Here is a 23687-nt window from a genome sequence, read left to right as displayed (position 1 = left end):
TGTTCTGGCATATGAAAAGCACCTCCTTAAATTGATACATTCATCGTACCAGGAGGCGCTGTGTGTTTATATGCGTTGTTTGATTGGGGGCTTACTTTTTTTCTTTAGGAGAAAAACATATGAGGTGATGACTATGGTTCAAGGTAACTTAGAATTTGGTTTGAAGCTTATTCATGAAACTATCAATATACCAGTTTATGTAATGAATAAGTCTGGCGAAACTATAATAAAGTACAACTCAAAAAACATAGTTAATCCTTTATATGAATCAAGGGAGTGTATTTTAGACAACATACCCACTCTTGATTCCACAAAGCACACTCCAATCCTATATACAACAAAGTATTTAGAAAGATTGATTGTAATCCCTTATCATGATGCTTCGACTTCAGGGACTATTTTTTTAGGTCCAACTATTTCGCAAAAATCCACATTACGAGCAAGCAATCAAATGGAAAATCGGGATTTTCAATATGTAGATCGAAACCAACCATTAGTGGAATTGCGTCAGAATTCATTTTTTCACCAAAATCCCGATAATGAAAAAAGAGTCTATCAATATATTACAGAGGGAGATAAAGAAGAGCTTCTTCTCTATTGGAAGTCTTTCAAGGAAGATGGAGATTTTGAAGCGATACTATCCAAAACGAGTGAATGAAGAAACCAAAAGAATCATACGATTGCTACCATTACTCTTGCTACAAGAGCTGCAATTAATGGCGGCCTACACCCAGAAATAGCTTACACGATAGGGGACATCCAAATACAATAACTTGAAGAACTCAATAACGTTAAAGATGTTCGTACTTTTACAGAATATTGCTTATGTGAGTTTGCGGAAAGAGTTGCGAATAGTAAAAAACAGAAATATACAAAACCAATTAGCGAATGCCAGTATTACATTTTCAAACATATATACGAAGACATCTCACTTTCAAAACTTGCTGACTACGTTTCAATTAATTATAAATATCTTTCGAACTTGTTTAAAAAAGAAGTAGGCATTTCAGTTACAGAATATATTCAACGTACGAAAATTGAAGAAGCAAAAAAGCTAATCTCATTTTCAGATTATTCATTATCAAAGATACATACCCTCCTTAACTTCACAGATCAGAGTTATTTTACGAAAGTTTTTAAAAAATATACTGGGTATACGCCAAAGCAGTATAGAATGCAGCGTGATTCTCTTTCTAAATCAGGCAGAGGAGATGATTAAACGTTGGATTCTGCAATACCAACGGACTCCGATGACATATTATCACCCTTCTTAACTTTATATGTAATACAAAAGGCGAAATTATGAGGTCTTTGTACTGTAAATACTTTTATCAGACACCTGACGCTAACGTAAACTTTTTTTATTTTCTGCTAATTCCTTAATTACTTTTTACTTCAGTTGAAAATTCTATCGACTAAAACAATTTATCTTCTAGTTTGAATGAACGCTTTAACATTGGTAATGAAACTAACCAAAACTATGTAGCTTTTTATAAAAATCTACATAGTTTCAGCTTTAACGATTTTTTTCGGTTAGAAAATTAACTTTAGTTTCGTTACATGAACAACTCCGTTCTAATTAAAGATGATAGGAAAAGTAAAGATAACGATAGCTGCCCAAAGTCCGTAGACTGGCAAATATTTAGTAATAGCATCTTGGATCGTTGAAGGTCCGGATTTGCTTTTTAGAAAACTCATATAGGAGATCATAATCCAAATTAGATTTGCCCAGATTAGGATGTTTACTCCTAAAACAGCTAATCTGTTAGGGGTAATCCCATAAGATGAAAGTCTGAAAACGATGGCAGATAGGGCAACGCTGTCAATGATAAGCGCAAGTACAATAAGTGCAAAATTTATATAATCTGAAATGCTCTTTTTCTGGTCTGTGTCGCTTTCAGTAATGGAAAATATCGTAACAGCCAATACACAAAAGAGGATCCCGTTGAAGGCTAACAGGAAATTACGGTCCAAGAATGGATTTTTCCCGAGCCATATAACCGCCATAAGATAGACCAATAATGTGACCAGGACAAGCGGGCTAAAAATTTTCGCAATATATGGTGTAATATTCTTTGCAAGTTTAAGATTCATTGATACCAGGTATGCAGCCACAATCGCAAGAGCGGCAGCACCAAATAAAACAACATTACTAAAATAGAAGTCTTCTATTTGTAAGCCAATAAAGCTGAATAACAGCATCGTTAATGCCGCCAGTGCCATTCCACAAACAGCCATGCTGGCGTAAAGAATACCATATTCCACATTAAATTTGATATAAGCTAATCTAGAACTCCCTTTTGAATATTGATTTCCTGTAAATGCAAGCCCTAATAATAGCCATAAGAATATAGGAAGGTGTAAATAAGCAAGGATAATACTGTCTTTATCATTTAAAGGCAGCATATTAAGATAGACCACAGTAATTATAAACAACGCTACAAGAGAATAAATCATCCTTTTCTTCGGGGTATTATTGTAAACAAACAAGGCAGCGATAAAAGGAAATATACCAAACGCCAGGTTAATTGGAGCAATGACTTCTTGTTCGACAAAATGAAAAATGACTCTGGTACATATTCCTGCCAGAATAGCTAAAATGCCCATCAAGATGAAACTTTTTTGAAGCAAAGGAGATTTTTCTGTATTCGCTGTCTCCTTGAAATGCAATCTTTCATACCAAATGCCAAGCACTTGAGAATCAGGATGTTGTTCCCATGCTTGTAAGAATGACTTTTTAAATGCTTTCGGGTCTTTTCGATAGATCCTCTCCAATTCATGAGGGTTAGCAATGTTTTCAATAATTAAATTGTTATTTTCCATCATTATACCTCCCTAAATAATTATTAGCTCCTTCACATTGTTTAGCTGTTTTCGTCACTTTTGTATTCTAGAATATCCCCAGGTTGACACTCTAACGCCTGACAAATTGCTTCTAAGGTGGATAATCGAATTGCATTACGATTTTGATTTTAATCTATTATTTATTGTTTTACAATAAATATTTATTATTTTGTATAATATTTTTGTTCTTTCAACAAAAAAAACATTCCTCATTCAAAGAAATGCTCATTACACTTTAAACCATTAAATTTGTAATTTGTCCAAGATAACAATCCACTGGTATTTTCTCTACTTGAAACGTTGTCCTAATAAAACCTAAAAAGCTCTCTTCATCTCCACCACTCGATGACAAACCCTTTGTATTAAGCTCTTCTCATGACTCACAACGAGCATCCCCATCATTCTTTCCCTAGCAATATTTTGTAATACTGTCCATAACTGTGCTTGTGTTATCGCATCAAGCATCGTTGTCATTTCATCGGCGATTAAAAAGCGAGTCTCAGGTCCTAATGCACGTGCGACACAAAAACGTTGGAGCTCGCCACCTGATAATTCGTTTGGCCATCTCTCTAACCATTCCTGTTCAATCCCTAGTAAATCAAGGGTCTCTTTATCAGGGTTCCATCCCTCGCTGACAATTCTTTTCATTTTCCAGTGCGGATTAACTGCTTTTTCCGGATGCTGATAGACGAGCTGAACAGGGTGATATCCTTTGTTAGATAAGGACTTCCCGCCTAAGTATACTTCTCCAGCAACCGGTGTTTCGTAACCTGCTAGAAGCTTACAAAAGGTTGTTTTCCCAGAGCCACTTGGACCAATTAAGCCGACGATCTCCCCCGGATCGATGACAAGATTCATTCCTTGAAACAACCATTGTTCCGGTTGATAACAAAAACTAACTTCCCTTGCACTAAGTTGCATGAAAACACCTCACCATTCCTTCTCGTACTGTTCTGTTCACTGGTTGGACAACTCTGCACTGAGCTGTGGCACGTTCACAACGTGGTTCAAATACGCAGCCTGTTGGGAGATGATTCGGTTGTGGCTGTGTCCCTTTAATCGGGATGAACTCATTTTGTGGCAATGCTCGCCATAGTGCCTTACTATATGGATGCCGTAGCAACTCACCTTTACCAGTGAAATCCTCTACTGGAGCTACCTCAACGGTTGTTCCCGCATAAAAGACAGCAATTTTATCGGCAACCTTTAATGCTGCTTCAATATCATGTGAAATCAAAAGAACCGCGCAGCCATTTTCTGCGAGCTCACGAAGATTTGCTAATGCCTCCTCAATGACAATCGCATCAAGTCCTGGAGTCGGTTCATCAGCGATAATCAGCTGTGGTTCGCTTATGACAGCAGTTGCGAGGAGTGCTCTTCTTGCCATGCCCCCGGAAAGCTGAAACGGATACATATTTTCCGTTTTCTTAGCTAAACGATACCGTTCAAAAACCTTTCGCTGTGTACGTACCGCATCACCAGTATTCACAGATGTTTGCACCTGTTTGCCAATTTTCATTAATGGATCCAAATAAGCTACAGATTGTGGAACAAGACATATTTCGTTTCCTCTTAATTCCTTCTGGCGCTTGGCAGTTAACGGCGTTCCCTTATAACGGCAAGTTCCACTCACATCCGAATTCACGGGAAGTATCCCTAATATCGCATGAGCTAGTAAGCTTTTCCCTGAGCCACTAGCCCCAACAACGGCAACAATTTCTCCTGCTTCAACCGAGAGGCTCAAATTCGCTATTACTTGCCGTTTCACTTTTCTTAGCATGGATGTGTAGTTTGTAAATGTCACAGACAGATTTTCTACTTCTAATAACGACATTCTTTTCCCTCCTTTCGTACAACTAATCACGTGATTGATTAGGTTCGATGAGCATTCTTAGCCCTACCCCAATCCGGTCAAATATCCGAACAATGAACAGTAAGCAAAGTCCTGGGAAAAACGCGAGCCACCACATACCAGAAGATAAATATTTCATCGATTCAGATAAAATAATCCCAATTGCCGGCTCATGTGGTGAAATGCCAAAGCCTAAAAACGTAATAGCTGCTTCATGTAAAATCGCATGTGGAAATAGAAGAATAAAACCGATAACTATTTGTGGGACAATCGCTGGCAGGACATGATGAACCATTATCCAACCTTTTGTTTTTCCGAAATTCTTTGACATCTGGACATATGGCGAAGACCGGATTTGCATCGTTTCGGCGCGGATCACTCTAGCTAAGCTCGGCCAATGGGTAACGGCAATCCCTATCGCAATCCCGTGAAAGCCACCACCTAACATAAACGCAATAAGTATAAGGGTAACGAGATGTGGCACACTTAAGAATAAATCTATTAACCAAGTAATCCACTTGTCTGCCCATTTCCCGAGCATCGCTGAACTAACTCCAAGAAACACTGCAATTATAGTGCTTCCAACCGCTCCAATCACACCTACGGCAATGCTCATATAAAGCCCCTTCAACGTACGAATAAACATATCTCTCCCTAACCAATCTGTCCCAAAAAGGTGGTCAAGTGAAGGCGAAGCATTTCGTTCACTAAGAATTGTTGTAATGATTTTTTCATCAAGAAAAAAACCTATGAAGAATACACTTAACAAAATCGTACATCCTAACACAATCGTCAAAGCCGTTCTCTGTCGTTTATTAAATCCGATTTGCTTCTGTGTCGCTTGTTTAAACGTCTCCTGAATCATCCCTGATTCACCTCTCTCGTCCTTGGGTCCAACATATAATACAAGATATCAGCAATGAGATTACCAATAAACACAAAGAGGGAGCTAAAAATAACAAGTCCTAACAGTAACGGCACATCACCATTTAAACCTGATTCAACCATCGCTTGGCCGAGACCTGGATAGGAAAAAATTTGTTCAGCAAGGATGGCCCCACCAAACAACTCACTAAATGCAGCAAATTGTAGCGTAATTGCTGGGAGTGCAATATTCCGAAGTCCATGCCTCCAAAACAAGGTAAACCCACGCTCTCCTCTAGCTCGTGCAAACAAGACATACTCACTCGCTAATACATCAAGCAATTTCTCTCGTGTATGCAGAGCAACATTGGCCACACCAACGATGCTAAGCGTTACGGCTGGAAGAAATAAATGTTGGATTCGTTCATGAAGCATGACATCGTCAGCAAGAACTCCTACAGGAACACCGAGCCCAATCGGAAACCAACCGAGCTTAACTGCGAAAACGATTAGCAGCAAGAGACCAAGCCAGAATGTAGGTGTTGATGCAAGTGTATAACAATACCCCGTAATTAGTCGGTCGATCCAAGTATCTTTTTTCATCGCTGACACGACACCCATGACAAAGCCGATTATTCCTGATAAAGCCCAGGCCACAAGCATTAAGACGAACGAATGAAAAAATCGGTCAGCAATAATATGTAAGACAGGCTGGCGATACATCATCGATGTTCCTAAATCGCCAGTGAAAAAAGCTGTAAGCCAATGAGAAAATTGAATAAGAATCGGTTCATCAAGCCCCCAATACGCTGCTATAATCTCACGTTGCTCAGGACCAACCTTTAACAAATCAGCCCCGATATAAGCTTGTATCGGGTCTATTGGTGAGTGCTTCACTAACAGGAAGGAAATCAAGCAAACCGCAAATAACAAGGAAATGATTCTTACTACCTTAGCAAAAACAAGGTTCACAATGCCTCTTGATGTTTGCATTGTCTTCATTCCGTCCATTCCCACTCAACAAGGTTATCGGTAATTGGCCAGCCATGCTCATGTGGTTGAATTTTTTGTTCACCAATGTCAAGACCTTCCTTGACGAGGTACAAATGGTCAATATTCACTAACCAGGCCCACGGTGCATCACCAATTGCACTTAGTCCTGTCGTTCCATCCCATTGTGCTTTTTTCCAAAATACATTTGCGGCTTCCTCTGTTTTTGCGTGAAGTGCCTCATCTAAATACTCGTTAACCGTTTCATTGTGATAATACCCTGTGTTAAAGTAATCCTTGCCAGCTAACTTGCTGTGATACACATTGTATAATTCGTGTGGGTCATGACTACCCCAGCCCATTAATACAGCCTGTGAGTACATGTCCTTTTCTATCATTTCCCAGCTTTTCCCCTCGATATTGATTTGGATCCCTAGAGGCTTCATCATATCTGCGACGACTAGTGATAAAGATTGTCTAATCACATCATTTGCAGGATACAATAGCGTGAACTCTGCCTTCAGTGAGCCCTTTTCAACGATTCCGTCACCATCGTTGTCACGCCAGCCTGCATCTTGTAACAGTTTTTTTGCTCCTTCAATATCGCCATCCTCAAAGACAGTTTCAGCATTCCACCAAGGTAGGCGATCGACTGCTGAAAAGGCAGGTGAGCCATACCCTTCAAGAACTCCTTTAATCAATTCATCACGGTTAATTGCGAGGTTAATTGCCTTACGAATTGCTGGATCCGCGGTCACATCGTTCCCAATCGGAATATCCTCCTCCGTAACCTGACCTGCTGGAACCGTTGGAAAAGCAATCCCTCTGTTATCAACCGTTTTAACCGCTTCTAAACGCATCCCTTGAATTGCTTTTTTACTATAGGCGGCTGGAATGGCTGTAACATCAACCACACCCGTTTGCGCAGCAGCAAACGCAGCATCTTCGTTTAAGAATAGAAAGGTTACTTTTTGAAAAAACGGCATATCTCCATAGTAATGCGGGTTCGCCTTAACAATAAGCTGCTGTCCTTTATCCCATTGCACAAATTGGTATGGCCCAGACCCAATTGGATGCTCTGCGTACTCCTTTCCATAAGCATGCTTCGGGACGATGCCTGTCGCAACGAGTGAGTTAACAAATGTCGACTGTGGAGTTTTCAATGTGAACTTTACGGTCGTTGGACCCGCTGCCTCGACTTTTTCTAAAGCTTGAAAGTCTAAGACAGAGCCATTTGTCATTGCTGTTTCAAATGTGAACGTCACATCGTCTGCCGTTAACGGTTTTCCATCTGAAAACGTCACATTTTCTCTTAATTGAACGGTCCAAACCAACCCATCATCACTGACGTCATAGCGAGTCGCAAGGTCATTGACAATATTCAAATCACTATCTCTTTTTAACAGCGTGCTTTGAAAAAGCGGTGAACCGTATCTTCCCCAGCCAATTGTCGGATCAAAACCCATCTCAGGCTCATTTCCAACCGCCAAAACGAGTTCATCCTTTTTGACTTCACTATTTGTTGCTTCCGACTTCATTGGTTTTGTTTGACTACAGCCTGTTACGAGCAGGGAAAAGATAATCCCTGCGGATAACCAAAAGCTAAGCTTTTTTTTCGTCATGTTCGCTTCCACCCTTTTCCTGCTAAATTTGCGCAACAGGAGCAATTGTAAACTTGCCATAATCGACTCCTTTTAAGCTCGTTAGTCGATTGCTAAGCTGCTCGATTTCGTTTCCTTTCCCTTTGACAACGATAATTTCTAAACAGCTCGATTCGTCTAAATGAAAATGTGTTGTTGCCAGGATGAGATGATGCCCCTGATGCTGAATTTGCGTCATTTCTTCTAGTAAATTTGATTGATGATGGTTATAAAACAACAGCAAGCTCCCTGCGACAAGCTGCTCATGCTCCTCCCAAGAATGCTGAATGAGCGCATCTCGGACTAAGTCGCGGACAGCCTCGGAACGGTTTTCATAGCCTCGTTTTCGCACTAACTCATCAAAGCGGCGTAGCAAGCTGCTCTCCATTGAAACACCAAATCTCTTTAACACTGAATCTTCCATCTTAACCACCACTCGTATTTTTTCGTAACACAAACGGATAAAAACGTAGCACGCAATGACCAAATATTTAGCTAGTCTCTGCGGCTAGCCCTTTCTCCACTCTAGCTTTTCTTCATTGTTTAATTCCTTCATCATTAAGCTCTCACACTCAGAAAACACCTTTTCAATGAGTGGTGTGCTATAAGCTAAAATTCGCAGCGTTAGCCCATTATTAGCGACTAAACTAATCCCAAACCGACTTTCGCTTGTAAAATGTGCAAGCTTTGTTCGCAGCTTCTCAATTAAACTTTCGGTTACCTTTGGGTGAATCAAAAACATCGTGCCAATATGGCTATACCCTTCCAGGTGCATAATCGATTGCAGCTGTTCATTTGGTTCAATAAGCAAATGGTCAAAAACCTGCAATGAACCGTCCACGTAGATTTTCATTTTTGACGTGCATTTCGTATACGTAAACAAACTCCCATCTTCTGACCAGCCTGGTGTCATAATGTCTGTGTAAAAAAACGTTGCCAATGAGCTCATGTACACATTTGTTTGTTGGGTAAACTGTGCATCCTGATAAAGAATGAGTGAATCTTGTTTTACAAATAGCTCACTATTCGGCTCTAACACATAGTCCATCACTTGATTGACACCATCACGTGGTGACTTATAGACCTTTGTTGATGCTTGTGTCGTTAAGGCGAGACGGGCTGACTTTTCAACAACGACCTCTGTTTTGTACGTATCCCCATCCACATAGCCACCTCCGACATGAATGAGGGTGAGCAATGGGAGGTCATCGTGCAAATATGTAGGTCTTGTGATTTTTAGGACACCGTCAAAGTAGCTATTGGTAATAACGGATTTGTCACGTCTTTTCCCAACCTTCACATGAAGATATCCTGTATACGTCATGATTCTAATCCGACAAGAAACGCTTCTCTCCATATCCATTCCACGATGTCCGTAACACCTGTTCCATTCTTTAAATTCGAGAAAATAAACGGCTTATCCCCTCTCGTCAATAGCGTATCCTCTCTCATCACATCAAGGTTGGCTCCGACATATGGGGCAAGGTCAATTTTGTTAATAATAAACAAATCAGACTTAATCATCCCTTGACCACCCTTACGTGGTATCTTTTCCCCTTGAGCAACATCGATAATATAAATTGAAAAGTCTACCAATTCGGGTGAGAACGTTGCCGCTAGGTTATCACCACCGCTTTCGACGAAGATTAAATCAAGATTCGGATGGCGGTCATTCAATTCCTCAATCGCCGCAAAGTTCATCGATGCATCTTCTCGAATCGCCGTATGTGGGCAGCCCCCTGTTTCGACACCGATTATTCGATCCTCTGGTAATGCTCCGTTTCGAATAAGAAATTGCGCATCTTCTTTTGTGTAAATATCATTTGTTATAACTGCTAACTCTAAATCTTTCATTAACGCACGTGTTAATTTATCTACTAACAATGTTTTTCCTGCTCCAACAGGTCCACCAATACCAATTCTAATAGGTTCTCCCATTTCAATACTCCCTTTCTTATTATCTAGCAATTTTTTATGACATAAACAATCGGACTGATAGCTGTTCATGAATCATTTGGGCAATTTCTAAGCCAGGTACAGAGGCACCAAATTCTGTTTCATCAATGACCAAGATACGGTCAACTAGCTGTGATATAAATGGTTGCAGCTCACGGAGAATCTTTTGACCGTCTGTTTGCCCGAGCGGAATCCCGCGAACTCCGTTTTGCACCATCGAGCTTGTCGTTGCAAATAAATAGGTTACCAGTGTTGTGGCAAGGTCAATTTTCATTGCCTCACATATAATTCCAAAGACGATTGAGCTATGACCATGTAACTCTTTTGCCTTCAGCTTGGCTTCATAGATTTTTAGAAGGTCAATGTCATACAACTCATTCATCACTTTCGTTAATTGGCGGCCAATCCGTTTATTGCCTTCACGTGTTTCTTTCGCATTTGTCAGCGCGAATAACTCTTCATCCAATGTCCAAACTTTATCAATGTTTTTTGCTTGAATTGCTTCATACGCAATTCGACAGCCTAACCCATCTGTATAGACACATTGAGTCGAGATATATTGCTTCATTGCGGTTAAAAATGTCTCTTTATTCGTGATTTTCTCCTCCTGAATGTACGTTTCCAAGCCAAATGAATGGGAGAATGCACCTGAAGGAAAATTCGAATCACAAATTTGTAAAAGGTCTAGCAGCTTAGTCATGGGAATGACCAATATGCTTGAACGCTTCGTTCATTTTTCTATTTTCCCGTACAAATGGGACAGCGAGTTCAACTAACAAACGCTCTACTAAGTAGTCAAATTGGACAATCATTTCATCGTTTTCAAACTGTGCTGGTAGATGGCGGTTTCCTAGCTGGTGGGCAATATCCCCCATTTGCCGAATTGAGGTCGGCTTAATGACTAGAACATCATCCTCAATGACACTGATGACAATGGAATTCTTTTCATCCTGAAATAAAATATCGCCATCCTTTAAATCTTTACCACCCTTGAGACGAATGCCGAGCTCTTTTCCATGGTCTGTTTTGACACGCTGAATTTTTTTGACAAGCTCATCACTTCGTAAATACACACGTTCAACATGGTGTGGTGCTTTGTCTAACTGTTTGACATTCCCAATTACTTTTTCAATAATCAATTTCCTCACCTCAAAATAAAAAGTATCGTTGTGCTAGTGAAACCTTTTCATCTGGCTCACAGGTGATTAATTCACCGTTCACCTTTACCTCGTATGTTTGTGGGTCTACATCAATTTCTGGGGTTTCTCCGTTTAATTTCATGTCTTTCTTTGTGAGCTTACGGATATTTTTCACGACGCCAATTTTCTTCTGAAGTCCAAGTTTTTCATGGATGCCTTTCGTGAATGCGGCTTGTGATAGAAAGGTATACGATGTTGCATATTTTGCCTTCCCGAAGCTCGCAAACATCGGTCGATACATGCTAGGCTGTGGTGTTGGAATCGAGGCATTCGGGTCCCCCATTACGCTCCAGGCAATCATCCCACCTTTGACAATTAATTCAGGCTTTGCCCCGAAAAATGCAGGATTCCACAGCACGAAATCAGCGAACTTGCCGACCTCAATTGACCCAACATAGTCAGAGATGCCGTGGGCAATCGCGGGGTTTATCGTATATTTCGCGATGTATCGTTTGACGCGAAAATTATCGTTTTCTTCCCCTGCGACAAGCTCGCCACGCTGTCGCTTCATTTTATCGGCTGTTTGCCATGTTCGCGAAATCACTTCTCCAACTCTTCCCATTGCTTGTGAGTCAGAGGAAATAATGCTAAATACACCAAGGTCATGAAGGATATCCTCTGCGGCAATTGTTTCCTTACGAATTCGTGAATCGGCAAATGCTAAATCCTCAGGAACAGCTGGATCTAAATGATGACAAACCATGAGCATATCTAAATGCTCAGCAATCGTATTCACCGTATAAGGTCGCGTTGGATTTGTTGATGATGGGAGAATATTAGGATAAGATGCTGCTTTAATAATATCTGGTGCATGGCCACCGCCCGCTCCCTCGGTATGATACGTATGGATGACACGGCCATCGATTGCATTTATCGTATCCTCAACAAACCCACCTTCATTTAACGTATCTGTATGGATCGCGATTTGGATATCATAGTTATCAGCTACCGTTAACGCCTTATCAATATTGGACGACGTTGTTCCCCAGTCCTCATGGAGCTTTAAGCCAATCGCACCTGCTTCAATTTGCTCGATAAGCGCTGCTTCACTAGAGGAATTGCCTTTTCCGAGAAAGCCTAGATTCATCGGAAACTCTTCTGCAGCTTTGAGCATTTGGCTAATGTTCCATTCACCAGGTGTACATGTCGTGGCATTCGTCCCCGTCGCTGGACCTGTTCCACCTCCGAGCATTGTCGTAATCCCTGATTCAATTGCAGTTTGGATTTGCTGTGGGCTAATAAAATGGATATGGGTATCAATCCCACCAGCAGTTAAAATTTGTCCTTCTCCAGCAATTACTTCTGTTGCAGCACCAATGACAATGTCGACATCATCCATCAATAAAGGATTTCCTGCCTTCCCAATCCCGACAATGATGCCGTCCTTCACACCAATATCAGCTTTATAAATCCCTGTATAATCAACAATTAACGCGTTCGTGACAACCAAGTCGACAGTATCGCTGCGTGTTGCAAGGGGATGTTGACCCATACCATCGCGGATGACCTTTCCGCCACCGAACTTCACTTCATCGCCATATGTTGTATAATCTTTTTCGACTTCAATGAACAGCTCCGTATCAGCAAGTCGTACTTGATCGCCTACTGTCGGACCGAACATATCAGCATATTGTTTTCGTGACATGTCAAAGCTCATGATTCCTCACCCTTCTCAAGCGGACCATTTGTTAAATTGTTTAACCCATAAACCTTCCGTTCACCAGAAAACAGAATAAGCTCCACTTCCTTGCTATCTCCTGGTTCAAAGCGAACAGCTGTCCCAGATGGAATGTTAAGCCTTCTTCCAAATGCTTTCTCGCGGTCAAAGTCTAACTTGCTATTAATCTCATAAAAGTGAAAATGCGAACCGATTTGCACAGGTCGGTCACCTTTATTAATTACCTCTAGCGTTATCGGCATTTTTCCTTCGTTACATAAAATCGGACTATTTTTGAGCCTATACTCTCCTGGTATCATTCTTCACCCTCTTTTCACGTGAATCGCCTTTTTCTTAAAAAATCGGATCATGAACTGTGACAAGCTTCGTTCCATCCGGAAAGGTTGCTTCAACCTGAATATCATGAATCATCTCCGCAACCCCCTCCATCACATCTTCGGTTGAAAGAATCGTCCGTCCAAACTGCATTAGCTCAGAAACTGACTTTCCGTCACGGGCACCTTCCATGACCTCGTATGTAATGATCGCGATGGTCTCGGGATAGTTTAGCTTTAACCCTCTTGCTTGCCGTCTCCTTGCTAAGTCAGCAGCAATAACGATCATTAATTTGTCTTGTTCACGTGCTGTTAGTTTCATCCTCACCCCTCCTTTGGGGACAGTCCCCCACCGCTTTAAACCGCTAAATACTGATGCAGTTCATCCTCATTGATTTCATCACAAAGACCATTCAAGACCATTTTGCCTTTATCAAGAATGTAAACCTCATCTGCACAAGATAAGACCGCATCTAAATTGTGCTCGATTAAGAGAATCGACATTCCCTTTTCGCGGGAGATTTTCACGAGGACGTCTTGGATGAGCTGAACGATTGACGGCTGGATGCCTTCCATCGGTTCATCTAACAACAGCAGCTTCGGATTAGAAATAATCGCCCGAGCAATCGCCAGCTGTTGCTGTTGACCGCCGCTTAAGTCGCCACCCTTTCTGTCAATCATCTCCTCCAACACAGGAAACCATTCAAAGATTTCGCGAGGGATGTCCGTTGACCTTGCCGACCTTGGCAGAGCCTCCATCCCAAGAAGTAAATTCTCCCTAATCGTCAGGTCGGAAAAGATTTCCCTTCCCTGTGGCACATAGGCAATCCCTTGTCGTGCCCGTTGTTCCGGTCGTTCCTTCCGCCAATTTGTGTTTTGAAAGGTAATTGTTCCGTCGGCAATTGGCAACAGTCCCATAATTACCTTTACTAGTGTCGTTTTACCAACGCCATTTCGTCCGAGAAGTCCGACAATTTTTCCTTCTGGAATCTCCATATGAAGCTGTCGGAGGATCATCGTTTCATCATAGCCGGCTTGAAGCTCTTGGATTTGAAGCATGTTATCCCTTCCTCCCTAAATACACATTCCTCACTTCTTCGTTTTCCTGAATCTCATCCATGGACCCTTCACAAAGCACCTTACCCTCATGCATAACAACAACCTTTGTTGAAAAGTTACGGACAAAATCCATATCATGCTCAACAATTAACACCGAACACTCCTTCGCAATTTCCTCAATTAACTGCCCAGTTTTTGTTCGTTCTTCCCCAGACATTCCGGCAATTGGCTCATCTAATAACAACAGCCTCGGTTCCTGGATGAGCTGCATACCAATTTCCAACCATTGTTTTTGACCATGTGATAACGAGGAGGAAGGCTGATGGCGAACGTCATAAAGGCCAATTCGCTCTAGCAATTGCTCTATTTTTTCTTCTTGAGTCTGCGTCATTTTCGCGAACAACATCGAAAGAAAGCCTTTCTTTTGCTTCATTGCAATCTCTAAGTTTTCAAATGGCGTAAGCTGTAAAAAGATACTTGGTGCTTGGAATTTCCGGGCCACACCATGATGAACGATTTTTTGCTCGGAAAGCTTTGTTAACGTCACTTCACCCGCAAATCTCACTTCACCGTTCGTCGACTTTGTTTTCCCACATATCACATCAAGCAACGTCGTTTTCCCGGCGCCATTTGGTCCAATCAAAAACAGAATTTCATGATGGTCAACCTCTAAATTGACACCTTGAAGTGCTTTAAACCCTGAAAAGTCAACCATCACATCACGACACGACAGTATCGGCTGCATTCTTCTCAACCTCCTTCTTCTCCTTTTTAAAGAGGGCAAGCTTCACTTTATCAACTAGACCTGCTAAGCCGTTCGGTAAATATAAAACGACTATGATGAAAAGTGCTCCTAAAATAAAGGTCCAAAACTCAGGGTATGATTCACTTAAAAAGCTTTTTGCACTGTTCGTGATAATCGCGCCAATCGCTGCCCCTAAAATTGAATACCTGCCACCAATTGCTGCCCAAAGCACCATCTCAACAGAAGGAATAATCCCCATCATTTCCGGTGTAATCATCCCAACCTGAAGGACAAACAAAGCACCAGCAATTCCAGCAAACGCTGCAGAAAGCCCGTAAATAAACACTTTATACGTAGCAGGATTAAATCCAAGGAATCTCAAGCGATTTTCTCCATCACGTATCGCAATTAACACTTTCCCAAGGCGTGTCTTCGTCAAAATGAGAGAAAGCACCATAATAACAGCTAAAAAGCCAACTGTTACATAGTAAAGAATCGTTTTCGTCTGCGGATCTGATAACGGAACTTGGAAAACAGTATAAAAGTTCGTTAACCCACTCGTTCCTCCCGTAATATGCTGCATCCCGATAAATAACGTAACCGCAACAACGACAACCGCTTGTGAGATAATCGAGAAAAACACACCTTTAATCCGGTTTTTAAATGTAAAATATCCGATAATACAAGCGATAAGAAAGGGTACGAGCACTGCAGCCGCAATCGCAACAAACGGATTTTCAAAAATCATCCAAATCAATGGAACCTCCGTAATCCCGTTCCATTCCATAAAATCCGGTATTCCACTTGGCGAAGCCTCCAGCTTCAAGTACATCGCCATACAGTAGGCACCTAAACCAAAATAAACACCATGACCTAAGCTTAAAATCCCTGTATAGCCCCAAATTAAACAAATTCCCACGGCAATAATCGCATAGCATAAAAACTTCGCTAGTAAGCCAACCCGAAATTCTGATAGAAAAAACGGCGCGACTAACAGCAAAATAATGAATAATCCGTAATAAGAACTTTGGCTATATTTCTTTATCATGACTTCACCTCCATTAATCAAGTGCTCTCACCTTCGCTCCTACAAGTCCAGTCGGCTTCCATTGTAGGAAAAGAATAATAAATGCAAACACAACCACTTTCGCAATCGTCGCACTAGTCGAAAGCTCTACAAATGTACTTAATATCCCTAGCAATAACGCTGCAAAAATCGTTCCTTTCAGCTTGCCAACCCCACCTAACACAACAATCATAAACGCATCAACGATATATGCAGTTCCAAGCGTCGGACCAATTGAACCAAGCAATGTTAACGAGCAGCCGGCAATACCAGCGACCCCACTACCTAACGCAAATGCGAGACTATCAACCTTTCTCGTAGAGACCCCTAAGCATGATGCCATATCACGGTTCAACGTCACCGCCTTCATCCGTCGACCTGAGGATGTTTTATAAAGATAGATAAAGAGAAGCACTAAGCTTATAATGACTAAACCAATAATAAACAGACGCTTATACGGAAGCGTGACCCCCGCTAACGTAAGTCCACCATTTAACCATTCCGGTGCAATAACTGCGACATTCGGCGCCCCAAATATAGTTCGCGCAGCCTGTTGTAAAATTAAACTAACTCCCCATGTTGCTAGTAAGCTATCAAGAGGTCGTTCATATAGAAAGCGAACAATGCTTTTTTCAATTAATAAGCCGATAAGTGCAGCAACAATAAAAGCGACCGGAATAGCTAGAATAAAATAATAACCAAAGGCTGATTGTGGAAGATATTGAATGAAAGCCTGCTGAAGAACATACGTGGTATAAGCGCCAATCATAATAAATTCTCCGTGCGCCATATTGATGATATTCATTTGTCCAAATGTAATCGCAAGACCTAACGCAATTAACAATAAAATTGAACCAAGGCTTACTCCATTAAATAGCTGGGTAATAAGTATCGACATCGCCATACCCTCCTTCTTTTCATAGTCCCCGTTCAACTCTCTTTCTCCTAATCTAGGAAATAGAGAGCTGAATGGAATTGTTCCAATCAATTTAACTTACTTTTTTTGACCTAACTCTCCAGCCCACTCATATGATTTCAAATACGGGTCAGGCTTTACTGGCTCATCAGAGTTCCACACCTCTTTGAATTGACCATCAGCTTGAACCTCACCAATCCGGACCGTTTTGTAGAGATGCTGTGTTTCACCATCAATTTTCACTGTACCACCTGGTGCATTAATCTCAATACCGTCTGCTGCTTCTTTGACTTTATCGACTTCAATCGAGCCCGCTTTTTCAACAGCAGCTGCCCATAAGTACACTGCGTTATAGGCTGCTTCAATCGGGTCACCTGTTACGCGGTCATCGCCATATTTCTTTTTGTAGTTTTCCACGAATGTTTTATTTTCTGCTGTATCTGTTGTTTGGTAATAGTTCCATGCTGCATAATGTCCTTCAAGAACATCTGCACCAATTCCGCGAATCTCTTCCTCAGCAACACTTACCGATAACACCGGAATATCATCAGGTGTAATGCCAGCATCACTAAGTTGTTTAAAGAAAGCGACATTACTATCACCGTTCAATGTATTAAAAATCACACTTGGTTTCGCTGATTTAATTTTGTTTATGACTGTGTTGTAATCGGTATGCCCCATCGCTGTGTACTCCTCAGCGACTACTTTGCCACCCTTCGCCTTCACTTGTGCGTTAATAATTTGGTTCGCCGTTCTTGGGAATACATAGTCAGAGCCAACTAAAAAGAAGTCCTTCCCAACGTTTTCTAATAGCCAATCAACCGCAGGGACAATTTGCTGATTCGTCGTTGCTCCGGTATAGAAGATATTTGGTGATTGCTCCATTCCTTCATATTGAACCGGATACCATAGCAAGCCATTGTTTTGCTCGAACACCGGAAGCATCGCTTTTCGACTCGCTGAAGTCCAACCGCCAAAAACCGTTGCAACCTTATCCTGCTGCAGTAGTTTTGTCGCCTTTTCCGCAAACGTCGGCCAGTCAGATGCTCCATCCTCAATAACTGCCTCGATTTGTTTGCCAAGGACACCACCGTTCGCATTAATCTCCTCAATCGCCATTAACTCAGCATCACGTAAGGAAACCTCACTTATTGCCATTGTTCCACTTAATGAATGAAGGATTCCAACTTTAATCGTATCCCCACTAGATTCAGAGCTGCTTGATCCTGAAGCAGACTCTGAAGCAGACTCACTCGACTGCGAAGAACAAGCCGCAAGCATAAGTACCATCATGAAAAGAACCAAAAAACCTTTTTTCATCTTCGTACACCCCTCTTATTCCTATTTGATTTAGCGTTAGCAACAGATATAAAACATATGTAACATTTTATAACATTGTATGTAACTATATCTAACACTAAAATCATAATATACTGAAAATTATCTATTTTCAATTGGTTTTTAATAATTTTTTTCGACACTTTATTGAGTAAACGTTACCAACCTAGGTTTATCAACAAAAAATAAATGTTATAATTTCTGACATAAATGATTGATTCCAGGTTATTAAAAAAGGTGTTATCCCCTTTACACATGTTTGTGTATTTAGGAATAACACCAGTTAATTGAGTTTGAAGCTTAAAACCAAAAGATTCCAACTACTTTTTCCAATAATAATCAATTACATATTTCAATATCCGACTTTAACAAACACTTTTTTTGCAAAACAAAGCTTCAAAAAGCAGTATCTATCGGAAAATCTTTCCCCGACCAAGCCTTCTTAGAGGTCCATTCCATTGCAGGGTTATTCCAAAATGAATCTGAACCTGGTAGCCCCAACGGTAAAAAGGCTGCTGTACATAAATATAGACTGCCTGTTGAAATATATCCTTCACCGATTCCCGGTTGCTTTCCACAAAAGCCGATAGTGAGCCACCCTGATTCCGTAAATGCACCTGGAGCTGAAAGTGTTCTTGTTATGACTTCAGTTAAGGCACTTCTTACCTGTGCAGGGTGGAGTTCTTCTGGCAAATCTTTGCGGAGTGCATGGTGGGCCAATGTTTGGAAGACACCAAAACGATAGGCGAGAGACCTGCCGACTGGTGGAAATGTTCCCTCAGGTGAGATTATCCTCTCTTGAATAACTGCATATCTCTGTGACCTTTGAATAATTGACTCTTTACGTACCCCCCATTCTGGGTACTCTTTCCCGACCGTTTCTATTACATCAACGAGCATAGGATGAATCACGAAGCTGTTATAGTAATCGTGATGATAATCCTGTCCATCACTATAGATCCCATCTCCTAAGTACCATTGGTCAAACTGTTTGAGGGCATAATCGATTCGCATTGGGTCCCAGCTTTCGTCGCCAACCTTGTATAGAAATGCCTCAATCATTGCTGAAAACAATAACCAATTTGAAAAGAAAGGCTTTCTTGTTCGTGTTGCTTTGACTGCTTGTATGACATTTTGTTTCACTCTATGGTCGAGCTTTTCCCACAATTCATTTGGTGCTCTCAATAGTGCGTGGGCAAGAAAAGCTGTATCAACAATCGGTTGGAAATCATCCGAAAAATTCATATAATCCGGTGAGTTTGGCTCTGTCCCTGCATCAATAGCACTTCTAGCTAAATCAGCATACTTTATACGCAAGGTTTCTTCTTTGACATCCTCACTTACTGTTTCTAACCATGGAGCCATCCCTATTAATACTCGTGACAACGCCTCAAGATGTGAAAATTTCTCACGACTTGTTCCTTCTATCATCTCAATCGGCATGTCCCGTTTTAATGTTCTATTATGTAAATGATGGAGAACAGGGTCTGCTATTTTCAACATTGAATCAAGCCAAAACTTGCGGTCATTAGTTTGTAATTCAAACATTTTTATCACCCTTAAACTATTTGATTATTTTTATAGATTGATTTCATGACAAGTTTTTTTGCTGGAGGGTCCGACTTTTACACTGACGGACGACCTCCTTTCATTTATCATAACGAACGCAAAGGTTAAGGTTTTAAATCTCGGCAAGGTATTTTTTTATCGTGTCAATATTGTGCTTCAGAGATGCTTTAGTCGTTAATCCGCAGCTGAAGTCCTCCATACCTACGTATCCGTCGTAACCTATAGCTTTTAAGTCACCTAGTACTTGCTTCCAATCTACTATACCTTTTTCTACTAATGCCCACTCGACAGACCAATCCACTGTTCCATCCTCACGCGGTGTCTGTTGCCAATACGCATTTTTCACATGGACATGTGCAAGGTAATCTCCTAATAGTTCTAGTCCCATTCGGTAATTTTCATAGCCTTCATGAACCATATTACCTGGATCATACAGCACTCCAATATGCTCTGGATTAAAATGACTTACTAACCGATGTGCTAAGCTGGCACTTGGTGTAATCGTGGCATGATGTGTTTCAACTAACCCCTTCACTTTATACTGCTTACAAAGTTGTTCGGCATCTTTTAAGTACGCAACGGCTTTCTGAAATAGGTCATGATAGTTTTGCGAACGATTATAGATTGGAACTCCGAGGCGTATTGAGGAAGCGCCAAATTTTTGCGCAACCTGTAGCACCTGTTCTGTTGCACTTATATCTCCAGCAGCTAAATATGGGGTAATGCAAATGACTTCCATCCCGTTTCGTTCTGTTCTTAGACGTAAATCTTCTATCTCTTGATCGGTAATATCAGGTGATATCGTCGCTAAATTATTCCCCCAAAAGCTATGCTGTTCATTTATTAACTCTTTTGGTATTTCTTTACATCTCCATTCGACTCCATCATAACCATTCTCCTTAAGAAACCCAACTAGCTCTTCAGGAGTTGTATCCGGTGTCATAACTGAAAATACTGAGAATTTCACGATTAATTCCCCCTTTTTGTTTTTTGTTTGGCTCTTTCTAAAAGATTGTGGCTTTTTCGCACTAACTTTTTTAAGGTTGGTTAGAGCGAAAGTGCGAGACTCCTGCGGGATGAGTGGGATAGCTGAGACCCCGCAGGCGTTTGCGCTGAGGAGGCTCAGCACCCACCCCGCGGAAAGCGAGTACTGTAGCGGAGACCAACTCAAAACGAAAAATTGGTAAAAAGCAACAATGTTAACGAAAACAGCCTTTTGTTAACATTTTTCTACTGACTGTAACATCATCACTCTCGCCTTTAGGACACCACCCTGTATGTCTTTCTAATCAGTAGTCTCAAATTTCCAATTTCAATATCAGCTATATCTTTTTCACATAACTTTTTAAAGAAATTGTTCTTGTTTCGTGTATTCATCTACTCTTATTGCTTGTTTTTGGGCAAGTAAACATAACTCAGCAGCTTTAAAGGCGTGCTCTTGAGTCATTGCGTTCTCCGTCCGATTGATGCAATCTAATATAAGTTCACCAAAGAACGGATATCCTACCTGGCCACTTAAGTTGAAATATCTTTCTCCGTTATTATTTACGAGGTACAAGTGGTCTCCGCTATTCTCTCTTGCAACATCTATATATTTGCGGATTTCAATTGTTCCTTCTGTTCCGATAATAAACGTTCTTCCATCTCCCCATGTCCTTAAGCCATCCGGTGTAAACCAATCGACTCTAAAAAATTGCGTTGCGCCATTTTCTCCAATAAGTGTTGCATCCCCATAATCTTCGAGCTCAGGGTAACTAGGGTTATTAAAGTTCGCTACCTTACTAGCTAACACCTTTGCTTTCGTATTTTTCGTATAATATAAAAATTGCTCAATTTGGTGGCTCCCGATATCACATAAAATGCCTCCATAAAATTCTTTCTGAAAGAACCAGTCTGGCCTTGATGCAGCACTTAAACGATGTGGACCAAACCCTGTAACTTGAATTACTCTGCCTATTGCACCCTCATCGATTAACTGACCTGCAAACACAGCGCTTTCGACATGGAGGCGTTCACTGTAATAAACCATGTACTTCATTCCAGTCTCTTTTACTTTCCGTCTTGCTTGTTGCAATTGTTCCAACGTTGTAAAAGGGGTTTTGTCCGTAAAGTAATCCTTTCCGTTATCCATTACCTTAAGTCCTAATTCACAGCGCTTAGAAGGTATGGCCGCTGCGGCAATTAATTGAACCTTTGGATCTTCAAGGATTTCCTCACTAGACGATGCGACCTTCACTTGGGGAAATTTCTTTTGAAATGCTTTCACCTTATGTGGGTCAGAATCATACACCCACTTTAACGTAGCACCAGCTTCAATTAACCCGTTACACATTCCGTAAATATGTCCGTGGTTCAGGGCCATTGCTGCAATGATAAATTCACCTTCTTTTATAACCCTATTAACCCTTCCTTTAGGTGCATAGTTCATGCCTTCCTGTCGATTCATAATAAAAACCCCTCTTTTCATATTTTAATAGGTCCCTTTCACATCCAGAGTGATGCTACTTGCCTCTTTTTTCACAGTTGAATTCGCTATCTTTTCTTTGAGATATTTATAGTACATCTCCTCATCAAGTGGAAACTTGACCCAATCGTCTGTCCAAGCTGAAAGTTGCATAGCATTTGATAATGATAGCCCTTTAATCCCTTCTTCACCCGGGGCTATAAGTGGGGTACCTTTTAAAATAGCATCTACAAAGTTTTGCGTAATTCCTGTATGGGAAGTTTCCTTTCCTGTAATCGGTATGTCCACCTTCCAACACTCTGGTTCACCGAAGCCTCCTGTATACTCACGGTTAAATTGTGACTCTGAAACTCGTAATCTCCAATAATTTAATTTGCCATCCTCTACGACCACTTTTCCACGGTCACCATTTATCTGTAATCGGTTTGTTCCTGGTGTTTCTCCTGTCGTCGTAATAAATACCGCGGTTGCACCGTTATCATATTCTGCATATGCGGTTACATCATCTTCAACTTCTATATCCCGATATTTGCCAAAATGACAAAATGCCCGCATCCTTGTTGGCATCATGCCAGTCATCCACTGCCACAAGTCTAGCTGGTGCGGACATTGGTTGATTAATACTCCGCCGCCTTCTCCAGCCCAGGTTGCACGCCAGCCGCCGGAATCATAATAGCTTTGAGAGCGATACCAATTCGTAATAAGCCAATTCATTCTTCTAATTTCACCTAACTCACCTTCCCGGATAAGCTCCCGTACCTTCTCATATAACGGATTAGTTCGTTGATTATACATCATCGAGAATACGTTACCACTCTTCTTTGCCGCTTCATTCATTTCCCTCACTTGTTTTGTATATACGCCAGCTGGTTTTTCACAAAGGACATGCAAGTTTTGTTCAAATGCTTTTATAGCAAAGTATGAATGGTCATAATGGGGTGTTGCGACGATAACGGCATCAACTAATCCCGATTCAAAGAATGCTTCCTCATCATTGAACACTTGAACATCCTGATTCAGTACCGAATTTAGTTCTTTTGTACGATTCTCATTCTTATCTAGTATAGCTGTTAGGACAGCACCGTCTATTACTCCTTCTTGTAAATACTTTGCGTGTTGTGTCCCCATATTGCCGACACCTATTATTCCTAATTTAACTTGTTCCATTGATTTAGCCTCCAGAGTTATCGTTA

The 23687-nt window shown here is 41.1% G+C and carries 25 protein-coding genes and 1 pseudogene; 2 read left to right on the top strand and 24 right to left on the bottom strand.

Going from position 1 to position 23687, the window contains the following annotated elements; genetic code table 11:
• Positions 1-133 precede the first annotated feature (133 nt).
• Positions 134-658 (top strand): hypothetical protein, encoded by a 525-nt coding sequence (locus J2S19_RS20680; protein WP_307345860.1) that lies wholly within the window; start codon positions 134-136, stop codon positions 656-658.
• 222 nt (positions 659-880) lie between these two features.
• Positions 881-1219, top strand: coding sequence for a helix-turn-helix domain-containing protein (locus tag J2S19_RS23760; RefSeq protein ID WP_370875186.1), 339 nt, complete (start codon positions 881-883; stop codon positions 1217-1219).
• Positions 1220-1575: 356 nt separating this feature from the next.
• Here the strand turns inward: J2S19_RS23760 and J2S19_RS20675 are convergent, their stop codons facing one another.
• The 24 genes and pseudogenes from J2S19_RS20675 to J2S19_RS20560 form a co-directional block, all read right to left on the bottom strand.
• The gene (locus J2S19_RS20675; protein ID WP_307345858.1) at positions 1576-2823 is read right to left on the bottom strand and encodes a DUF4153 domain-containing protein; all 1248 of its coding nucleotides are present in this window, start codon (positions 2821-2823) and stop codon (positions 1576-1578) included.
• A gap of 41 nt (positions 2824-2864) precedes the next feature.
• Positions 2865-2972 (bottom strand): annotated as a pseudogene (locus J2S19_RS20670) (helix-turn-helix domain-containing protein); the annotation flags it as partial.
• Between the two features lie 187 nt (positions 2973-3159).
• Positions 3160-3765, bottom strand: a complete 606-nt coding sequence (locus tag J2S19_RS20665) for an ABC transporter ATP-binding protein (RefSeq protein WP_307345856.1) — start codon at positions 3763-3765, stop codon at positions 3160-3162.
• Positions 3755-4678, bottom strand: coding sequence for an ABC transporter ATP-binding protein (locus tag J2S19_RS20660; protein ID WP_307345853.1), 924 nt, complete (start codon positions 4676-4678; stop codon positions 3755-3757). Before J2S19_RS20660 ends, J2S19_RS20665 begins: the two co-directional genes overlap by 11 nt.
• Positions 4679-4700: 22 nt before the next feature.
• Positions 4701-5561 carry an ABC transporter permease gene (locus tag J2S19_RS20655; RefSeq protein WP_307345850.1) on the bottom strand — a complete coding sequence of 287 codons (861 nt, stop codon included), beginning with the start codon at positions 5559-5561 and terminating at the stop codon, positions 4701-4703.
• Positions 5558-6553, bottom strand: a complete 996-nt coding sequence (locus J2S19_RS20650; RefSeq protein WP_307345867.1) for an ABC transporter permease — start codon at positions 6551-6553, stop codon at positions 5558-5560. Before J2S19_RS20650 ends, J2S19_RS20655 begins: the two co-directional genes overlap by 4 nt.
• Before the next feature lie 5 nt (positions 6554-6558).
• On the bottom strand, positions 6559-8172 hold the full coding sequence (locus J2S19_RS20645; protein ID WP_307345847.1) for an ABC transporter substrate-binding protein: 1614 nt from the start codon (positions 8170-8172) through the stop codon (positions 6559-6561).
• Between the two features lie 22 nt (positions 8173-8194).
• Positions 8195-8614 carry a nickel-responsive transcriptional regulator NikR gene (gene nikR, locus J2S19_RS20640; RefSeq protein ID WP_307345845.1) on the bottom strand — a complete coding sequence of 140 codons (420 nt, stop codon included), beginning with the start codon at positions 8612-8614 and terminating at the stop codon, positions 8195-8197.
• A gap of 84 nt (positions 8615-8698) precedes the next feature.
• Positions 8699-9514, bottom strand: coding sequence for an urease accessory protein UreD (locus J2S19_RS20635; RefSeq protein WP_307345843.1), 816 nt, complete (start codon positions 9512-9514; stop codon positions 8699-8701).
• On the bottom strand, positions 9511-10128 hold the full coding sequence (gene ureG, locus J2S19_RS20630) for an urease accessory protein UreG (protein ID WP_307345840.1): 618 nt from the start codon (positions 10126-10128) through the stop codon (positions 9511-9513). Before ureG ends, J2S19_RS20635 begins: the two co-directional genes overlap by 4 nt.
• A gap of 34 nt (positions 10129-10162) precedes the next feature.
• Positions 10163-10846, bottom strand: coding sequence for an urease accessory protein UreF (locus J2S19_RS20625; RefSeq protein WP_307345838.1), 684 nt, complete (start codon positions 10844-10846; stop codon positions 10163-10165).
• On the bottom strand, positions 10839-11285 hold the full coding sequence (gene ureE / locus J2S19_RS20620; RefSeq protein ID WP_307345834.1) for an urease accessory protein UreE: 447 nt from the start codon (positions 11283-11285) through the stop codon (positions 10839-10841). The genes J2S19_RS20625 and ureE overlap by 8 nt, the downstream gene beginning before the upstream one ends.
• 10 nt (positions 11286-11295) lie before the next feature.
• Complete coding sequence (gene ureC / locus J2S19_RS20615) at positions 11296-13002, bottom strand: urease subunit alpha (protein ID WP_307345832.1); 1707 nt, start codon at positions 13000-13002, stop codon at positions 11296-11298.
• Positions 12999-13322 carry an urease subunit beta gene (locus J2S19_RS20610; protein WP_307345830.1) on the bottom strand — a complete coding sequence of 108 codons (324 nt, stop codon included), beginning with the start codon at positions 13320-13322 and terminating at the stop codon, positions 12999-13001. Before J2S19_RS20610 ends, ureC begins: the two co-directional genes overlap by 4 nt.
• A 34-nt stretch (positions 13323-13356) precedes the next feature.
• Positions 13357-13659 carry an urease subunit gamma gene (locus tag J2S19_RS20605; RefSeq protein ID WP_307345827.1) on the bottom strand — a complete coding sequence of 101 codons (303 nt, stop codon included), beginning with the start codon at positions 13657-13659 and terminating at the stop codon, positions 13357-13359.
• Positions 13660-13694: 35 nt separating this feature from the next.
• A complete protein-coding gene (urtE, locus tag J2S19_RS20600; RefSeq protein ID WP_307345823.1) occupies positions 13695-14396 on the bottom strand; it encodes an urea ABC transporter ATP-binding subunit UrtE in 702 nt (233 codons plus the stop codon).
• A gap of 1 nt (position 14397) precedes the next feature.
• Positions 14398-15141: an urea ABC transporter ATP-binding protein UrtD gene (urtD, locus tag J2S19_RS20595; protein ID WP_307345820.1), complete on the bottom strand. Its 744-nt coding sequence runs from the start codon at positions 15139-15141 to the stop codon at positions 14398-14400.
• Entirely contained in the window at positions 15116-16186 is a 1071-nt protein-coding gene (gene urtC, locus J2S19_RS20590; protein ID WP_307345865.1) for an urea ABC transporter permease subunit UrtC, read from the bottom strand. Before urtC ends, urtD begins: the two co-directional genes overlap by 26 nt.
• Before the next feature lie 16 nt (positions 16187-16202).
• Positions 16203-17105: an urea ABC transporter permease subunit UrtB gene (gene urtB / locus J2S19_RS20585; RefSeq protein ID WP_307345818.1), complete on the bottom strand. Its 903-nt coding sequence runs from the start codon at positions 17103-17105 to the stop codon at positions 16203-16205.
• A gap of 96 nt (positions 17106-17201) precedes the next feature.
• A complete protein-coding gene (urtA, locus tag J2S19_RS20580; protein ID WP_370875185.1) occupies positions 17202-18413 on the bottom strand; it encodes an urea ABC transporter substrate-binding protein in 1212 nt (403 codons plus the stop codon).
• A gap of 444 nt (positions 18414-18857) precedes the next feature.
• Entirely contained in the window at positions 18858-20009 is a 1152-nt protein-coding gene (locus J2S19_RS20575) for a DUF2264 domain-containing protein (protein WP_307345813.1), read from the bottom strand.
• Positions 20010-20142: 133 nt separating this feature from the next.
• Positions 20143-20997, bottom strand: coding sequence for a sugar phosphate isomerase/epimerase family protein (locus J2S19_RS20570; RefSeq protein ID WP_307345811.1), 855 nt, complete (start codon positions 20995-20997; stop codon positions 20143-20145).
• Between the two features lie 378 nt (positions 20998-21375).
• Positions 21376-22476: a Gfo/Idh/MocA family protein gene (locus J2S19_RS20565; protein WP_307345807.1), complete on the bottom strand. Its 1101-nt coding sequence runs from the start codon at positions 22474-22476 to the stop codon at positions 21376-21378.
• A 24-nt stretch (positions 22477-22500) separates the two neighbouring features.
• Positions 22501-23661 carry a Gfo/Idh/MocA family protein gene (locus J2S19_RS20560; protein WP_307345805.1) on the bottom strand — a complete coding sequence of 387 codons (1161 nt, stop codon included), beginning with the start codon at positions 23659-23661 and terminating at the stop codon, positions 22501-22503.
• Positions 23662-23687 lie beyond the last annotated feature (26 nt).

Origin of the sequence: Metabacillus malikii (assembly GCF_030813355.1) — a bacterium.
Classification (GTDB): domain Bacteria; phylum Bacillota; class Bacilli; order Bacillales; family Bacillaceae; genus Metabacillus; species Metabacillus malikii.
This window is presented reverse-complemented; position numbering and strand designations above follow the sequence as displayed.

Coding starts and splice junctions, on each gene's coding strand:
- J2S19_RS20680 (WP_307345860.1), top strand. CDS start 134: ATGGTTCAAGGTAACTTAGAATTTGGTTTGAAGCTTATTCATGAAACT.
- J2S19_RS20675 (WP_307345858.1), bottom strand. CDS start 2,823: ATGGAAAATAACAATTTAATTATTGAAAACATTGCTAACCCTCATGAA.
- J2S19_RS20665 (WP_307345856.1), bottom strand. CDS start 3,765: ATGCAACTTAGTGCAAGGGAAGTTAGTTTTTGTTATCAACCGGAACAA.
- J2S19_RS20660 (WP_307345853.1), bottom strand. CDS start 4,678: ATGTCGTTATTAGAAGTAGAAAATCTGTCTGTGACATTTACAAACTAC.
- J2S19_RS20655 (WP_307345850.1), bottom strand. CDS start 5,561: ATGATTCAGGAGACGTTTAAACAAGCGACACAGAAGCAAATCGGATTT.
- J2S19_RS20650 (WP_307345867.1), bottom strand. CDS start 6,553: ATGCAAACATCAAGAGGCATTGTGAACCTTGTTTTTGCTAAGGTAGTA.
- J2S19_RS20645 (WP_307345847.1), bottom strand. CDS start 8,172: ATGACGAAAAAAAAGCTTAGCTTTTGGTTATCCGCAGGGATTATCTTT.
- nikR (WP_307345845.1), bottom strand. CDS start 8,614: ATGGAAGATTCAGTGTTAAAGAGATTTGGTGTTTCAATGGAGAGCAGC.
- J2S19_RS20635 (WP_307345843.1), bottom strand. CDS start 9,514: ATGACGTATACAGGATATCTTCATGTGAAGGTTGGGAAAAGACGTGAC.
- ureG (WP_307345840.1), bottom strand. CDS start 10,128: ATGGGAGAACCTATTAGAATTGGTATTGGTGGACCTGTTGGAGCAGGA.
- J2S19_RS20625 (WP_307345838.1), bottom strand. CDS start 10,846: ATGACTAAGCTGCTAGACCTTTTACAAATTTGTGATTCGAATTTTCCT.
- ureC (WP_307345832.1), bottom strand. CDS start 13,002: ATGAGCTTTGACATGTCACGAAAACAATATGCTGATATGTTCGGTCCG.
- J2S19_RS20610 (WP_307345830.1), bottom strand. CDS start 13,322: ATGATACCAGGAGAGTATAGGCTCAAAAATAGTCCGATTTTATGTAAC.
- J2S19_RS20605 (WP_307345827.1), bottom strand. CDS start 13,659: ATGAAACTAACAGCACGTGAACAAGACAAATTAATGATCGTTATTGCT.
- urtE (WP_307345823.1), bottom strand. CDS start 14,396: ATGCTTCAAATCCAAGAGCTTCAAGCCGGCTATGATGAAACGATGATC.
- urtD (WP_307345820.1), bottom strand. CDS start 15,141: ATGCAGCCGATACTGTCGTGTCGTGATGTGATGGTTGACTTTTCAGGG.
- urtB (WP_307345818.1), bottom strand. CDS start 17,105: ATGTCGATACTTATTACCCAGCTATTTAATGGAGTAAGCCTTGGTTCA.
- urtA (WP_370875185.1), bottom strand. CDS start 18,413: ATGGTACTTATGCTTGCGGCTTGTTCTTCGCAGTCGAGTGAGTCTGCT.
- J2S19_RS20575 (WP_307345813.1), bottom strand. CDS start 20,009: ATGTTTGAATTACAAACTAATGACCGCAAGTTTTGGCTTGATTCAATG.
- J2S19_RS20565 (WP_307345807.1), bottom strand. CDS start 22,476: ATGAATCGACAGGAAGGCATGAACTATGCACCTAAAGGAAGGGTTAAT.
- J2S19_RS20560 (WP_307345805.1), bottom strand. CDS start 23,661: ATGGAACAAGTTAAATTAGGAATAATAGGTGTCGGCAATATGGGGACA.